Annotated in this window: 16 protein-coding genes; 2 read left to right on the forward strand and 14 right to left on the reverse strand. The window is 41.6% G+C overall.

Annotation, left to right across the window (positions count from 1 at the left end; all coding sequences use genetic code 11):
* The 13 genes from HR060_RS09240 to glyA all read right to left on the reverse strand — a co-directional run.
* The coding region (locus HR060_RS09240; protein ID WP_174200020.1) for a saccharopine dehydrogenase family protein at window positions 1-683 on the reverse strand (683 nt) is incomplete at its 3' end.
* A 62-nt stretch (window positions 684-745) separates the two neighbouring features.
* Complete coding sequence (gene speA, locus HR060_RS09245; RefSeq protein ID WP_174200021.1) at window positions 746-2,707, reverse strand: biosynthetic arginine decarboxylase; 1,962 nt, start codon at window positions 2,705-2,707, stop codon at window positions 746-748.
* 160 nt (window positions 2,708-2,867) lie between these two features.
* Window positions 2,868-3,251 carry an MAPEG family protein gene (locus HR060_RS09250; protein WP_174200022.1) on the reverse strand — a complete coding sequence of 128 codons (384 nt, stop codon included), beginning with the start codon at window positions 3,249-3,251 and terminating at the stop codon, window positions 2,868-2,870.
* An 81-nt stretch (window positions 3,252-3,332) separates the two neighbouring features.
* Entirely contained in the window at window positions 3,333-4,277 is a 945-nt protein-coding gene (argC, locus tag HR060_RS09255; protein ID WP_174200023.1) for an N-acetyl-gamma-glutamyl-phosphate reductase, read from the reverse strand.
* A gap of 83 nt (window positions 4,278-4,360) precedes the next feature.
* Window positions 4,361-4,846 carry a phosphatidylglycerophosphatase A family protein gene (locus HR060_RS09260; protein WP_174200024.1) on the reverse strand — a complete coding sequence of 162 codons (486 nt, stop codon included), beginning with the start codon at window positions 4,844-4,846 and terminating at the stop codon, window positions 4,361-4,363.
* A gap of 3 nt (window positions 4,847-4,849) precedes the next feature.
* Window positions 4,850-5,845 carry a thiamine-phosphate kinase gene (gene thiL, locus HR060_RS09265; RefSeq protein WP_174200025.1) on the reverse strand — a complete coding sequence of 332 codons (996 nt, stop codon included), beginning with the start codon at window positions 5,843-5,845 and terminating at the stop codon, window positions 4,850-4,852.
* 9 nt (window positions 5,846-5,854) lie between these two features.
* Window positions 5,855-6,289: a transcription antitermination factor NusB gene (nusB, locus tag HR060_RS09270; RefSeq protein WP_174200026.1), complete on the reverse strand. Its 435-nt coding sequence runs from the start codon at window positions 6,287-6,289 to the stop codon at window positions 5,855-5,857.
* A gap of 19 nt (window positions 6,290-6,308) precedes the next feature.
* Complete coding sequence (gene ribH / locus HR060_RS09275) at window positions 6,309-6,773, reverse strand: 6,7-dimethyl-8-ribityllumazine synthase (RefSeq protein ID WP_174200027.1); 465 nt, start codon at window positions 6,771-6,773, stop codon at window positions 6,309-6,311.
* Between the two features lie 103 nt (window positions 6,774-6,876).
* On the reverse strand, window positions 6,877-7,986 hold the full coding sequence (gene ribBA / locus HR060_RS09280) for a bifunctional 3,4-dihydroxy-2-butanone-4-phosphate synthase/GTP cyclohydrolase II (protein ID WP_174200028.1): 1,110 nt from the start codon (window positions 7,984-7,986) through the stop codon (window positions 6,877-6,879).
* Between the two features lie 59 nt (window positions 7,987-8,045).
* Entirely contained in the window at window positions 8,046-8,711 is a 666-nt protein-coding gene (locus HR060_RS09285) for a riboflavin synthase (protein ID WP_174200029.1), read from the reverse strand.
* 9 nt (window positions 8,712-8,720) lie between these two features.
* Window positions 8,721-9,839 carry a bifunctional diaminohydroxyphosphoribosylaminopyrimidine deaminase/5-amino-6-(5-phosphoribosylamino)uracil reductase RibD gene (ribD, locus tag HR060_RS09290; RefSeq protein ID WP_174200030.1) on the reverse strand — a complete coding sequence of 373 codons (1,119 nt, stop codon included), beginning with the start codon at window positions 9,837-9,839 and terminating at the stop codon, window positions 8,721-8,723.
* Window positions 9,840-9,848: 9 nt separating this feature from the next.
* A complete protein-coding gene (gene nrdR / locus HR060_RS09295; RefSeq protein WP_174200031.1) occupies window positions 9,849-10,328 on the reverse strand; it encodes a transcriptional regulator NrdR in 480 nt (159 codons plus the stop codon).
* Between the two features lie 108 nt (window positions 10,329-10,436).
* Window positions 10,437-11,693, reverse strand: coding sequence for a serine hydroxymethyltransferase (glyA, locus tag HR060_RS09300; protein ID WP_174200032.1), 1,257 nt, complete (start codon window positions 11,691-11,693; stop codon window positions 10,437-10,439).
* Between the two features lie 263 nt (window positions 11,694-11,956).
* Between glyA and HR060_RS09305 the strand changes: the two genes are divergently transcribed.
* Both HR060_RS09305 and HR060_RS09310 read left to right on the forward strand, forming a co-directional pair.
* The gene (locus HR060_RS09305; RefSeq protein WP_174200033.1) at window positions 11,957-13,132 is read left to right on the forward strand and encodes a patatin-like phospholipase family protein; all 1,176 of its coding nucleotides are present in this window, start codon (window positions 11,957-11,959) and stop codon (window positions 13,130-13,132) included.
* A 60-nt stretch (window positions 13,133-13,192) separates the two neighbouring features.
* Window positions 13,193-14,062 carry a GGDEF domain-containing protein gene (locus HR060_RS09310; protein ID WP_174200034.1) on the forward strand — a complete coding sequence of 290 codons (870 nt, stop codon included), beginning with the start codon at window positions 13,193-13,195 and terminating at the stop codon, window positions 14,060-14,062.
* 5 nt (window positions 14,063-14,067) lie between these two features.
* Here HR060_RS09310 and HR060_RS09315 read toward each other — a convergent pair whose 3' ends face one another.
* The gene (locus HR060_RS09315) at window positions 14,068-14,622 is read right to left on the reverse strand and encodes a response regulator transcription factor (RefSeq protein ID WP_246283133.1); all 555 of its coding nucleotides are present in this window, start codon (window positions 14,620-14,622) and stop codon (window positions 14,068-14,070) included.
* Between the last annotated feature and the right edge of the window lies 1 nt (window position 14,623).

The following is a 14,623-nucleotide window of genomic DNA, read 5'->3' on the forward strand; positions in this document are numbered from 1 at the left end:
TAAATATCATACGTACCCACATTCTCTGGACATTCAAACTGCGCCGATTTGCTCATCGCAGGTGTTTCGACAAATTCACCGGCTTCCCAGTGACGACAGGCGGCCGTCACCTCTCGAATGTTAATCTCTGGGTTGAAGTTTGTCGCAAACGGGTAACCGTGATCCCCGCCATTGACATCCACAATGTCTAAATAATGGATTTCATCAAAGTGATGTTTTGCCATATGGGCTGTAAATACGTTCGTCGTACCTGGGTCAAAACCTGAGCCTAACAGCGCCATTAACCCGGCTTTTTCAAACTTCTCTTGGTACGCCCACTGCCAGTGGTATTCGAACTTCGCCGTATCTTCAGGCTCATAGTTCGCCGTATCTAAATAGTGCACGCCCGCTTCTAAACACGCATCCATAATATGTAAATCTTGGTACGGTAACGCAACGTTTATCACTAACTTCGGCTGTTCTTTTTTCAGTAACGCCACCATCTCTGGCACATTGTCCGCATCCACTTGAGCGGTGCGAACTTCACGACCTGTCTTTGCCGCAATCTGCGCTGCAATCTTATCGCACTTAGCCACCGTTCGGCTCGCTAAAACAATCTCACTAAATACTTCTGCCACTTGTGCACACTTGTGTGCAACCACACCACCAACGCCTCCGGCGCCAACAATGATCACTTTTGACATTTATCGATCCTCAAAAAGAAAAACCCGAATGGGTAAATTACATGTGCAAGTAGATTTACTCGCTACTTTTCAAAATAGGTATAGCCAGTCAGGCTCGCGGCAAAATCAGCCAACATCACTTGGCGCTCTTTTGGTGAAATTTTCCCCGCTCTAACCGCTTTTTCAGCTGTGCTTCTGAAACTTTCAGATAAAAACTTAGGATAGTATTCGACATAACTCAATACATCAGCAATGCAATCGCCTTCTAACTCACGTACATAGTCAAAACTGCCATCGGCATTAACGCGTACACTCACCACATGCGTATCACCAAATAGATTGTGTAAGTCACCTAAGGTTTCTTGATAAGCACCCACTAAAAAGGCGCCCATAAAGTAATCTTCACCTTTTTCAATCGCATGAACGGGTAATGTCGATCTTTCTATGCCATCAACCGTGAAGGTATCTATCTTGCCATCACAGTCACACGTTAAATCAGCCAGTATCGCATCGCGAGTCGGTGCTTGATCGAGCTTGTGGATAGGCATAATAGGGAAAATCTGATCAATAGCCCATGCATCGGGTAAAGACTGGAACACACTAAAGTTGCCATAATAAATATCTGAAAGACTTTCAGGCAAGTTTTCGAGCTCAGTTGGAATGCGCTTAACTTTAGGCATTTCGGCAACTATACGTTGCATAATCGCCAAGAATAAATTCTCTGCTAATGCGCGATTGCGCAGGCTTTCTTGGCCTCGGCTAAAGTCTTCACGAACTTGATCACGATAATGAACTGCATCGTTGTAGCACTCTTGTAAGGTTCGTGGTGCTATAACATCAAGGACGGCATAAAGCCCTTTTAACGAAGCGGATGTATCTTCAGGTAATGAAGACAGCTCGGGATAAGGCGCAGGTTCAAAATGTGTAACATCTAGAATGTTAAACAACAAAATAGAAGAGTAAGCAACCGTCGCTCTACCCGACTCAGTTAAAATCACCGGGTGTTCGATTTGCTCCTGATCTAAGGTTTCAGCAATCGCTTCAACAATATCGACACAGTATTCGTTTAAGCCATAATTCATACTGTGAGTGGCGTTAGTACAAGCGCCTTCATAATCGACGGCCAAACCGCCTCCCATATCGAGATAGCCCAATGGCACCCCTTCTTTGATAAGGTCGACATAATAACGGCACGCTTCTAAGACACCTGCGCGAATATTGCGAATGTTAGGAATTTGCGAGCCTAGGTGGCAGTGAAGTAATTGGAAGCAATCGAGCATGTCTGCTTGTTTTAGTTGATCGACCACGTCCATTAATTGCGCAGTAGATAAGCCAAAGATACTGCGATCGCCGCTGTCATTATTCCAGTAACCATCTACTTTGGCCGCTAACTTAAGGCGAGTGCCAATCAGTGGTCGCACACCCATTTTTTTGGCGCAATTGATAATAATGGGTAATTCAGCCGGGGTTTCTATGACAAAAAAGCAGCGAATCCCCAATTTAATTGCGTGTAAACCAAGTGTGATGAATTCCTCATCTTTATAACCATTACAGACAATGCACGCATCGGTATCATTTAGTGATGCTAAGGCAATGATCAACTCGGCTTTACTGCCAGCCTCAAAGCCGTGATGATAGCGCGAACCAAAACGCGCAATCTCTTCAATAACTTGCGCTTGTTGGTTAACTTTAATTGGGTATACACCGCGATAGTGGTTTTTATAACCCGTCTTTTCAATGGCATTGGCAAAGGCTTGATTGAGCTTTGAGATACGCTCATCGAGTAAGTTTTCAAAGCGAAGTAGTACGGGCATTTCTAAACCACGTGCCTGTAAACCTTCAACGATTTCGGTTAAAGGTACATTAACTTTTTTTAGGTCATTAGCCGGTAAGCCATTAGCAGGTTCACCTTGGTTATCAAATTTCAGTGAACAAACTAAATTACCTTCGCTATTGATATCAAAATAACCAGCGCTCCATTCACGCACACCGTATACTTCTGCCGCACGCTCAATTGACCAATTGTCTAATGGGATACTTTTCACTGACTACTCCAAATACCATCTACAAGCCGATTGCGATTTATCGCAAGCGAATTTTTTATTCTTTTATCTTGGCTTTTTTAACATAAAATTTTGCGCGCACTTTCGCATATTTTTGTAAAAAGTAAAGTTATTTTTAACATCGATAAATTAGCCGAAATACTTATAAAAAAGGCTTAACTAAAAGTACTGCACACGCTGTCAATAACACGCTAAATGTCAGTCCCATTCCTACCACGCGAAAGCGAAAATTTTCTTTCACTTGACTGATACCGCATGCATGAATTATTCGTCCTAAAAACAATAAACTACCTAATATGATCACCAGCCATGTATTACCTACGTAGTTTTGCTCAACCAAATAAATAAGCACCAATGCAAAAGGTGTGTATTCAGCAAAGTTACCATGTGCACGCATCGCTTTAGATAATGCTGTGTGGCCACCGTCACCGACAATCACGCGATTTTTCTTGCGTAATTTAATGGTATTGATACTTAACTTTATAAATAACAGGCCAAGTAAAGCCGCAAAAATACTGGTTATCATTGTTGTTCTCCTTTTTTAGGTATAAAAAAACCCTAGCTCAAAAAGCTAGGGTTTTAAATAAGTTGATGATGTCAATCAATACTAAGTTAAATCAACACAAATGGACTCTTCAAGCCCCAACATAATATTCATATTTTGAACACAAGCCCCGCTTGCACCTTTACCTAAATTATCTAGGCGAGCAACAAGTAAGTGCCTGTCATCATTATCAGAAGATAAAACAGCAAGGTCACAATAGTTGGTGTTGGCGTTACCCTCAACATTAAAAAATGTCTCTGATAGTACCTCTTCAGCACTGTGAACACGCACGTAGGTCTGTTCTTTATAGTAATCAGCTAACACCATGGCCAAATCGCTTGCACTGCCCTTTACATCGTCATTTGAAAGTGGAATTTGAATGACCATGCCTTGCTTTAAATTAACGACAGATGGGAAGAAATTAGGCGTGTGCTCAAGCCCCGTCCATTTTACAATTTCAGGTAAGTGTTTATGGTTGAAGTTTAAACCGTATAGCGCGTAAGCAGACGGTGTTTGTTCACCTTCATAGGCATCGATCAAGGCATTACCGCCACCTGAATAACCAGAAACAGCATTAATGTTAATTCTGGCATCGGCTTTTAACAGTCCACTGTAAATTAATGGCTTAAGTAATAAGTTAGCCCCTGTAGGGTAACAACCAGGATTAGAAACATATTTAGCCTGGGCAATAAGGTCGCGTTGTTCTTCAGATAATTCTGCTAAGCCATAAACCCATCCATCTGCAATACGGTGCGCTGTTGATGCGTCAATAAAGCGCACATCTAACCCTTGCGCTAATTTAACCGTTTCGATGGCAGCTGCATCAGGTAAACACAAAATACAGATATCGGCTTGAGCTAAAATAGCTTTCTTTTCTTCAACGTCTTTGCGTTTGTCGTGATCAATACTGATCACCTCAACATGCGGATGACTTTTTAATCGATCACGAATTTGTAAACCAGTTGTTCCTGCTTCGCCATCAATAAAAATTTTAAATTTATCCGTCATGTCTTTACCTTATTTCTGTTTATCGGGAATAGCTTTGAATTTTAATGCATCCAAAATGCATAACCAAGCAATTTATGAGAATATTAGTTTATATACGGTATAAGTACTAACAATACTAACCAAGCCATCAAACCAGCGAATACATCGTCGAGCATAATACCGGTGCCACCGTGTACTTTTTGGTCTGCCCATTTAATTGGCCAAGGTTTTAAAATATCGAAAAACCTAAACAATACAAACCCAGCTAATAAATTTTGCCAGCTAAGTGGTATCGCAATAAAAGTGATCATTAAACCCACCACTTCATCCCATACAATAGCTGGGTGATCATGTGTTTTAAGCGCATTAGCCGTATAGCCACAAATAAAACAGCCTATGACGGCAAAAATAAAAGTCAGCGCCACATAGCCTGTTAGTGGTAAAAGGCTTGCTAAATAAACAACGGGAATTGCGGCTAACGTACCAAAAGTACCAGGGGCTTTAGGTGCGTAGCCACTGCCAAAACCTAAAGCAAGAAAATGAATGGGATTAAGAAAATTTAATTGCTTTAATTCGGGTCTAATTTTCATTATTTAATGATCTTCTGAAAAATGTTGATAGCCAGCTCGATCAAACTCAAACGGCTGTTCGTCAAGCGTGCATTTAACCTGATGCCTTGATTGCTCGCTTTGTTTCATACTACCTATCACAGTCCAATGAATACCTTGTTGCTGCATTATTTCAGTCAACTGACAAAGCTTGTCTTTTGCGAAGGTAAAACACAATTGGTAATCATCGCCCCCTGTAGCGGCATAGCGAATAGCTTGCTGTTGGCCAAATTGTGCAATGAGGTCATCAGACAAAGGTAGTTTATCTAATGAAATTTGAGCAGATAATTGCGATGCAGCACAAATGTGTTGTAAATCAGCCAGTAATCCATCAGAGATATCCAATGCACTATTGGCAATACCCAATAAAGCTTGGCCCGCGTCTAGTTGCGGTTTGGGGTATTGATAAGCGGCAATAATATTTTGCTGGGCTAATGGTAATTGCGAGATATTTTTTGCTGGTAAAAATTGAAGTGCAGCCGCCGCATCACCCAATTGATTAGTTACGGCAATTAAATCATCCGGTTTAGCATTATTTCTCTTAAGTGCAGTATTGCCATTAACTTCACCAATAACCGTAATACTAATGGCCAGAGGCCCTTTAGTCGTATCACCACCAGTCAGATAAATACCATGTAAATCAGCTAATTCGAATAAGCCCCGGCTAAATTCAGCTAACCAAGTTTCATCAACGGAAGGTAATGTCAGTGCTAAAGAAAACCATTTGGGCTTGGCACCCATTGCCGCCAGATCACTTAAATTGGATGCTAATGCGCGGTGAGCAATACTGTGAGCCGACATATCAGCAAAAAAATGAACATCCGCAACAAGCGTATCCGTACTAATTGCTAACTGTTTACCCTGACTGGGTTGTAATAAGGCACAATCATCACCCTTATCAAGCAAAACGCCAGCAGAGCTGGCGTTTTGTTGGCTATTCTGATGACTGAAGAATCGAGCTATAACGTCAAATTCTTGCATCTTAATAGATTACTCGCTGTCTGAAGCCACTTCGTCTTTACGAATAAACTTAACGGCTTTATCTAAAACACCGTTCACAAACTTGTGGCTGTCATCAGCGGCAAATACTTTAGCAACTTCAATAGCTTCGTTGATAACAACACGATATGGCACGTCATGACATTCACTTAATTCGAATGTTGAAACGCGTAAAATCGCTTGTTCAACTAAATCAAGTTCTTCCATCGAACGCGCTAAATGTGGTTTATAAGCTTGATCGATTGAGTCAACATTGACAAAAACACCATTTACTAACTTTTGAAAATAAGCCGCGTCGAAGGTCTTTACATCATTTTCTTCAATCATAGCTTCGATAACGACATCGATTTTATTACCTGTCATTTGCCATGAATAAATAGCTTGTGCAGCTAACTCACGCGATTTTCTGCGGTGTGTTGTTTTCACTTAACTTAAGTCCTAAAAATTAAATTTGATCTAAAACGTTAACCATCTCAATAGCAGTCAGTGCAGCTTCTGCACCTTTGTTACCCGCTTTAGTACCAGAGCGTTCAATTGCTTGTTCAATTGACTCTGTAGTGATCACACCAAAAGCAACTGGTGTTGTGAACTCTAAAGCGACTTGAGATAAACCTTTACTTGCTTCACCAGCAACAAAGTCAAAGTGTGGCGTACCACCGCGAATAACCGCACCTAAAGCGATAATTGCATCGTACTTACCTGACTCAGCTACTTTTTTAGCAACGATTGGTAGTTCATGTGCGCCTGGAACGCGAATTAAAGTAATGTCTTCATCATTTACATCGCCGCTGCGCTTAAGTGCATCAATAGCACCTTCTACTAAGCTCTCAACAACAAAGCTGTTGAAACGAGCGATTACTAATGCAAACTTTTTGCCTTTAGCTGAAATTTTACCTTCGATTACTTGCATGACTGACCTTAATAATTTTATTCAATTTCTTATTTGAAAATTGGCGCGCATTCTAGCAAAAAACTCACGCCAATGTTGTAACTTTTTTCTAATCTGGCTGGTATTAGTTTTCTACGTACTCAACCACTTCTAAACCAAAACCAGATAAAGCGTGATATTTCTTCTTAGCAGAAAGTAAACGCATTTTACCAACACCCAAGGCAGCCAGTATTTGTGAGCCCACACCCACGTTACGAGAAGCACCGGCATTTGGCTTAGCTTTTAACTGCTTACCCTGATCTAATGCGGCAAAACGTTCAACAGTATTGAGCAGCTCGTTGGTTGATTCCGTTTTACCTAACAACACCAATACACCGCCTTCTTCGGCAATGCGTTTCATTGAGTTATCTAACGACCAGTTTGTATTGTTCTCTCTTGTCGAGCGAAACAAATCATTTAACGCATTGATAAGATGTACACGGACTAATGTCGGCTCATCAGAACTAATATCTGTGTTCTTAAGTGCGAAGTGTACTTGACCATCGATCGTATCTTTGAAAGTAATCAGATCAAAATCGCCATATTGCGTCGGTAATTTACACTCTGCAATGCGCTCAATTGTGGTTTCAGTCACATTGCGATACTCGATGAGATCAGCAATGGTACCTATTTTGATATTGTGTTTTTCAGCAAAGACTTCTAAATCAGGACGACGTGCCATCGTGCCATCTTCATTTAAAATCTCAACGATAACACCCGCTGGTGAACAACCTGCCAATCTAGCCAAGTCACAACCGGCTTCTGTATGACCTGCACGGTTTAATACGCCACCTTCGGCTGCCATTAATGGGAAAATATGACCCGGCTGCACAATATCTTCAGCTTTTGCATCCGCTGCCACTGCAGCTTGTATCGTACGAGCGCGATCAGCCGCTGAAATCCCTGTTGTTACGCCCTCTGCCGCTTCAATTGAAACGGTGAAGTTAGTTGCAAACGCGGCTTTGTTTCTATCGGCCATCAGGGGTAAATCTAATAATTCACAGCGCTCGCGTGTAATAGGCATACAAATTAAGCCACGACCATAAGTAGCCATGAAGTTGATCGCTTCTGCTGTTACGTGATCAGCAGCCATAATCAGGTCGCCTTCATTTTCCCTATCTTCATCGTCCATCAAAATCACCATTTTCCCTTGGCGAATATCTTCAATTAACTCTGCGGCTGTATTTAATTTCATTTCTTTATCCAAAATATCTCAAGTTGAGACAGCTTTGTTGTTGTTTTTATTGCTTGTAATTAGCTGGTAAAACCAGATTTAACTAATAAATCTAGCATAGCATCATCTTTTTGCTGACGACTCTGTTCAGGTGTTTGATAGCTCATCAGTCTTTCTAAATATCTAGCAATGACATCGACTTCTAAATTAACTGAAGTACCAATTTGCCATGACTTAATGGTTGTTTCTTGTGCGGTATGCGGAATAATCGTTAAACGAAACGCATCGCCACTCACTTCATTGCTCGTCAAGCTAATACCATCTACTGTGATAGAGCCTTTTTCAGCAATATATTTAGCTAAACCATCAGGTGCGCTCACCCAATAGTCGGTAGCGCTGCCATTTTCAATGACATTGATAATTTGACCGACACCATCAACATGACCAGAGACAATATGGCCACCAAGACGGGTATCAGGTGTACAGGCTTTTTCTAAGTTGACCTTATCGCCAGTTTTGGCTTGTTGTAACTTGGTTCGCTTGATTGATTCGCTTGATACATCGGCACTAAATTCATCATGGTTAAATGCCGTGACAGTTAAACACGTGCCATTAACGGCAATTGAATCACCTAGTTGCACATCCGACATATCTAACTTGCCAACAGCGATAACTAATTCGAAATCACCCGATTTTGCGTTAATGGCCTTTATTGAACCTAATGACGCTATGATGCCAGTAAACATAACACTACCTTATTCGCATTCTTGATTGGGTGTTAACACCAACTTTAAATCGTTACCCACTTGAGTCACAGACTGAAACTGCCATTGGCTTGCCTGTTTTAATTCTGTGAGTGTATCTATCTTGAGTAATCCTTGGGTATTTTCTGCAAGTAACTTAGGCGCTTGATACAAAATAAGCTCATCAACTAAGTTCTGCTCGATAAATGCACCCGCAAGTACACTCCCTGCCTCTAACCAGACTTCATTAATTTCACGTTTGCCCAGTTCAAGTAGTAATTCATTTAAATCGACATAACGGCCGGTTTGTTCCAGCGTCAAATTGCTAACATGCGGATGTGGCCAGCTCGCTCTTTCATTATTACTGACCATTAAAACCGGACTGGTATGATTAAATAAACCATTTTCAGCCAATACGCTATGCTGATTATCAATGACAACTCGTAACGGTTGCCTAATGCTATCTAGTGGATAATCTGAGCAACCAAGCTGGGCTTCTCGCACCACCAGTGCGGGGTTATCTACATTAACCGTACCTGAGCCTGTTAGTATTGCACAGCTCATCGCTCGATATTTTTGTACATCGGCTCTAGCTTGTGGACCAGTGATCCACTGACTTTCACCTGATGCCATGGCCGTTCGGCCATCTAAACTTGAGGCCATTTTAAGCCGAACCCACGGTTTTTTGACAAGCATGCGTTTGATAAAACCAGGATTAAGCGCCTTGGCATCTGTTTCTAAACAGCCCGAAATAACCTCAATACCCGCATCTTTTAACATTTTAATACCGCGGCCAGAGACCTTAGGGTTGGGATCGGTCATGCCAATCACGACTTTTTTGACACCCGCATTAATTAAACCAAGTGCACAAGGAGGTGTACGACCGAAATGCGAACAAGGCTCAAGCGTAACGTAAGCTGTTGCACCATTAGCATTTTCGCCAGCAGCTCGCATAGCGTGAACTTCAGCGTGCGGTTCACCCGCTTGAATGTGGTAACCTTCACCTACAATCGTTTCACCTTGAGTGATGACACACCCCACACGTGGGTTGGGCGATGTCGTGTATAACGCCTTTTTAGCGAGTTTGATGGCACGAGCCATCATCTGAAAGTCGAATGTCGATAACGTCATTAAGTAAGCTTAGCCCTTTTTATGACTGGTTTTGGAGCGCTTTTTATCAAGGCCTGCAATAGCCTCACCAAATTCTTTAATATCTTCAAATGAACGGTAAACTGAAGCAAAACGCACATACGCCACTTGGTCTAACTCTTTGAGTCCATCCATCAATAAGTTTCCCACCATTTCACTAGGGAGTTCACGTTCACCCGTCGCACGAAGTTGAGACTTGACCCGATGAATTAACCTTTCAATTTGCTCAACGCTCACAGGGCGCTTTTCTAACGCGCGATTTAAACCCGAGCGCAATTTATCTTCGTTAAATGGTTCGCGCGTGCCGTCTGTTTTTACTACTTTTGGCATCACTAATTCAGCCATTTCAAAGGTAGTAAAACGTTCATTACATTGAGCACATTCACGTCTTCGCCTAATTTGTGAACCCTCACCGACTAAACGACTGTCAATGACTTTTGTTTCCTGGTTGGTACAAAATGGACAATGCATGGGTAATTCTCAATCAAATAAACACTTTTTCTACACAGTTATCACGTGTGTATAGATGGCAAAAAAGGCCGCCAAGGCGACCTTTTTAATTTCTAGCAATAGCAGAAATTAAGCGTATACAGGTAAGCGCTTACAAATTTCTAATACTTTAGCTTTAACTTGGTTTTGAACGTCTGCGCTTTCGATGTTATCTAACACGTCACAGATCCAACCTGCTAATTCTTTTGCTTCTGCTTCTTTGAAACCACGACGCGTGATAGAAGGCGTACCAATACGTAAGCCTGAAGTTACGAATGGAGAGCGTGGATCATTTGGTACAGAGTTTTTGTTAACAGTGATGTTAGCTAAACCTAAAGCAGCATCTGCATCCTTACCTGTGATGTCTTTGTCGATTAAGTCAACTAAGAACAAGTGGTTGTCAGTACCGTTAGATACTACTTTGTAACCGCGCTCTTGTAATACTGCAACCATAGCTTTTGCGTTAGCAACAACTTGTTGTTGGTATACTTTGAACTCAGGCTCTAAAGCTTCTTTAAATGCAACCGCTTTACCTGCAATAACGTGACATAAAGGACCACCTTGGCCACCAGGGAAAACCGCAGAGTTTAATTTCTTCTGGATGGTTTCGTCTTCTTTAGCCGTTAAGATTAAGCCACCACGTGGACCAGCTAATGTTTTGTGAGTAGTTGTTGTAACTACATCAGCAAATGGCATTGGTGAAGGGTAAACGCCAGCAGCGATTAGACCGGCAACGTGAGCCATATCAACGAAAAGGTATGCACCTACTTTATCAGCGATTTCACGGAAACGCGCCCAATCAACGATACCTGAGTATGCAGAGAAACCAGCAATGATCATTTTTGGCTTGTGCTCAAGTGCTAATGCTTCAACGTTATCGTAATCGATTTCGCCAGTTGCTTCATTTAAACCATACTGAACAGCGTTGTAGATTTTACCTGAAAAGCTTACGTGTGCACCGTGCGTTAAGTGACCACCGTGCGCTAAGCTCATGCCTAATACCGTTTCACCCGGTTGTAATAAAGCTTGGAACACAGCGCTGTTTGCTTGTGAACCTGAGTGAGGCTGTACGTTTGCGTATACCGCACCGAATAACTCTTTAGCACGGTCAATTGCTAATTGCTCAACGATATCAACGTGCTCACAACCGCCGTAATAACGCTTGTTCGGGTAGCCTTCTGCATATTTATTTGTTAACTGTGAACCTTGGGCTTCTAAAACACGTGGGCTACAGTAGTTTTCAGAGGCGATTAATTCAATGTGCTCTTCTTGACGAGTCGTTTCATCTTGAATCGCTTGGTAAAGTTGTGGATCAAAGTCCGCTATGTTCATGTCACGAGTTAACATCTTATCTCCTGCAAATATGCATAAGTGAACGCAATGGGAAGGGCTCGCAATCTGGCGAGCGATAATGGCACGTATTGTATAGTTTTTCTATCTTATTGCATAGTCTTGCATCATATAAAGTATTCAGCTTAACCTTGAAATCTATACAAGCTGCTTAAAAATCAAACGTTCATCAAAAATTAACCATTAAAGACTAGTCTAGAATTTGTATTTTACCGCTAACTTACTATTTTTATTAAATAAATAGAATTTTAAGCAGACCAATGACAAGCACAAAATCAACGCAGACAGCCAAGCCCAAGAGAACAAAGAGCAAAGGTCATATTGCTTTGCTGCTATGTGGAGGGGGCGCACGTGCTGCTTATCAAGTTGGTGTGCTCAAAGCCATTGCTCATGACCTACCAAGAAACACGCGCATTCCCTTCCCTATTTTAACGGGCACATCCGCAGGTGCGATCAATTCAACGGCATTGGCCGTTTATGCATCTTGTTTTCATCTTGGCGTTAAAAAATTAGAATGGGTTTGGAAAAACTTTTCTACATCTCGCGTTTATCGAAGCGATGCGCTGGGTGTATTTTGGCACCTTAGTAAAGGTATAGGCTCAGGTACTCAAGCCAGTTATGCTAATAAAAGAGCCAATTCTTGGTTTAACAATCAGCCTTTGAGAAAACTCCTCAACGAGTTATTAGATTTTAAACGCATCGACCAAAATATTTTATCCGGTCATTTAAAAGCACTATCGGTCAACGCATCGAGTTACAGCACAGGTGATGCGGTGTGTTTTTTCCAAGCCAATCGTCATATTAAACCTTGGCGACGTTCGCACCGACGAGGAGAAAAAGCCTTAATTAATACTGAACATTTAATGGCATCGGCAGCTATTCCTTTAGTTTTTCCAAGTATTCACATCCAACAAGATTATTACGGCGATGGCTCGGTACACCAGCTTGCGCCACTGAGCCCACCTATACATTTAGGTGCCAAAAAGATTTTTTTAATTGGCATGTCTGATATTTCGCAAGAAGATCGCAGTCAAATACCCCAACATCACCCCAGTCTTGGCACTATCACAGGTCATTTACTCGATACTATCTTTAACGAAGCATTGAACTCTGATTTAGAGCGTTTAGAGCGTGTTAATCAAACGATGGCGCTGCTCGATAAAGATGAGCGCAAAAAAGTAAAGTTAAGAAAAGTTGAGACTTTTCAGATCAAACCCAGTCAGAGTTTTAATACTATTGCGGCTAAGCACTACGAAGATATGCCCAAAGCCATCAAGATGCTACTCAAGGTTTTTGGCATCAGCGCAGACTCTGAATCCAGTATCGTCAGTTATTTAATGTTTGAAAAAGCCTATTGTAGTGAGTTAATTGAGCTAGGCTTTAAAGATGCGATGGCTCAAATAGACGATATAAAAGCGTTTTTAGAGCTAGATTAATGTCCCCTCAATATGTAAAGTAAAACATAACAGGGAGTTGTTTTGAAAGGTTAATATTTGATGAAATACAAGTATCAATTAGTCCTCATTGGTTGCAGTTTTGTTTTTTTCTTATTCACCGCCTCTATTACGCCGATACTTACGCCGGATGACTATTTCGAACTTACCTCTGAAGTTGTCATGCTTTTAGCGTGTATTGCGGTGATGTTCTATATCGAAAACCTCAATTTCCCTAAGGTCTATTGGATTTTATTTTTTGGTGCCAGTTTAAGTTACCTCGGCTTCTTTTTTGATTTTGCCGAAGAGTTTATCGGTGAAGGCGTCTACTTTAGAAGTGATGTGGAAGATACCCTGCAAACAACGGGCTTCGTATTACTTTGCATTGGTATCCAAACTTGGATTGGCGTACACCGCCAAGTGCTCAGAGAACTAAAAAAACTAGCGAAGACCGACCAACTAACCGGCTTACTCAATCGCCATGCTTTTTATCACTTAATAGACAATGAACCTGATGTCCCCGAAAAGCCAACTTACCTGCTGATGGATATTGACCATTTTAAACGCTTCAATGACGATCACGGTCATGATTTAGGGGACAAAATGCTCGCAAAAGTGGCACAGTGCTTATCAAAGCAACTTTCATCCGACAATGCTTTGGTTAGATGGGGCGGCGAAGAGTTTTTGGTTTACATCAAAGATTTTGATTTAACGTCTGCAACTCAGCTAGCTGAAAAGCTGCGCGAGAGCATCGAAAAATTGCAGGTCAACTTTAAAGGTCAATCTTTTAAATGCACCATGAGCGTTGGCGTTCACATGGGTAATGACAAAGTTAGTTTAGAAGAAAATATTAGCTGTGCAGACCAAGCGCTCTATCAAGCAAAAGCAAATGGCAGAAACCGCGTTGAACTATACAACGCGATGATGGCTTAATAAGGTTATTGCTCAACGGGCTTTTTCGCTAACTTTCGCTGCAAGGTTCTGCGATGCATATTAAGCTGCCTCGCCGTCGCTGAAATATTGCCATCGTTTTGGGCTAGCACGCGCTGTATATGCTCCCAAGTTAAACGCTCTGCTGAGAGCACTTGCATATTGGTCGTTGCATGCTCACCTTCGCTATGTTCAATATCCTCTACTTTTTTACCCAACATTGCGGCATGGAGCTGTTTATAATCAATTGGTTTTGGTAAATAGTCATCGGCACCAGATTTTATCGCATGAACAGTAGAAGCAATGCTCGCATAGCCTGTCACAACAAGTATGCGTGCTTGTTTTTGTGCCTGCCTTAATTTTTCAATATAAGGTAAGCTCGACTCAATACCTAAGTTCATATCTAATAAACAAACATCAAAGCTATCTTGGCGAGCTTGTTCGAGAAGCTGCTCACCCGTCTCTACGTGAATGACTTGATGTTCGTCCCTGATAAGCTGCCTAGACAGTACCTTTGCATAGGCGATATCATCTTCTAATAATAAAATATTCATCTTTGTCATT

This window comes from Marinifaba aquimaris, assembly GCF_013328345.1.
Taxonomy (GTDB): domain Bacteria; phylum Pseudomonadota; class Gammaproteobacteria; order Enterobacterales; family Alteromonadaceae; genus Marinifaba; species Marinifaba aquimaris.

Coding starts and splice junctions, on each gene's coding strand:
- HR060_RS09250 (WP_174200022.1), bottom strand. CDS start 3,251: ATGATAACCAGTATTTTTGCGGCTTTACTTGGCCTGTTATTTATAAAG.
- argC (WP_174200023.1), bottom strand. CDS start 4,277: ATGACGGATAAATTTAAAATTTTTATTGATGGCGAAGCAGGAACAACT.
- HR060_RS09260 (WP_174200024.1), bottom strand. CDS start 4,846: ATGAAAATTAGACCCGAATTAAAGCAATTAAATTTTCTTAATCCCATT.
- thiL (WP_174200025.1), bottom strand. CDS start 5,845: ATGCAAGAATTTGACGTTATAGCTCGATTCTTCAGTCATCAGAATAGC.
- ribH (WP_174200027.1), bottom strand. CDS start 6,773: ATGCAAGTAATCGAAGGTAAAATTTCAGCTAAAGGCAAAAAGTTTGCA.
- ribBA (WP_174200028.1), bottom strand. CDS start 7,986: ATGAAATTAAATACAGCCGCAGAGTTAATTGAAGATATTCGCCAAGGG.
- HR060_RS09285 (WP_174200029.1), bottom strand. CDS start 8,711: ATGTTTACTGGCATCATAGCGTCATTAGGTTCAATAAAGGCCATTAAC.
- ribD (WP_174200030.1), bottom strand. CDS start 9,839: ATGACGTTATCGACATTCGACTTTCAGATGATGGCTCGTGCCATCAAA.
- nrdR (WP_174200031.1), bottom strand. CDS start 10,328: ATGCATTGTCCATTTTGTACCAACCAGGAAACAAAAGTCATTGACAGT.
- glyA (WP_174200032.1), bottom strand. CDS start 11,693: ATGTTAACTCGTGACATGAACATAGCGGACTTTGATCCACAACTTTAC.
- HR060_RS09305 (WP_174200033.1), top strand. CDS start 11,957: ATGACAAGCACAAAATCAACGCAGACAGCCAAGCCCAAGAGAACAAAG.
- HR060_RS09310 (WP_174200034.1), top strand. CDS start 13,193: ATGAAATACAAGTATCAATTAGTCCTCATTGGTTGCAGTTTTGTTTTT.
- HR060_RS09315 (WP_246283133.1), bottom strand. CDS start 14,622: ATGACAAAGATGAATATTTTATTATTAGAAGATGATATCGCCTATGCA.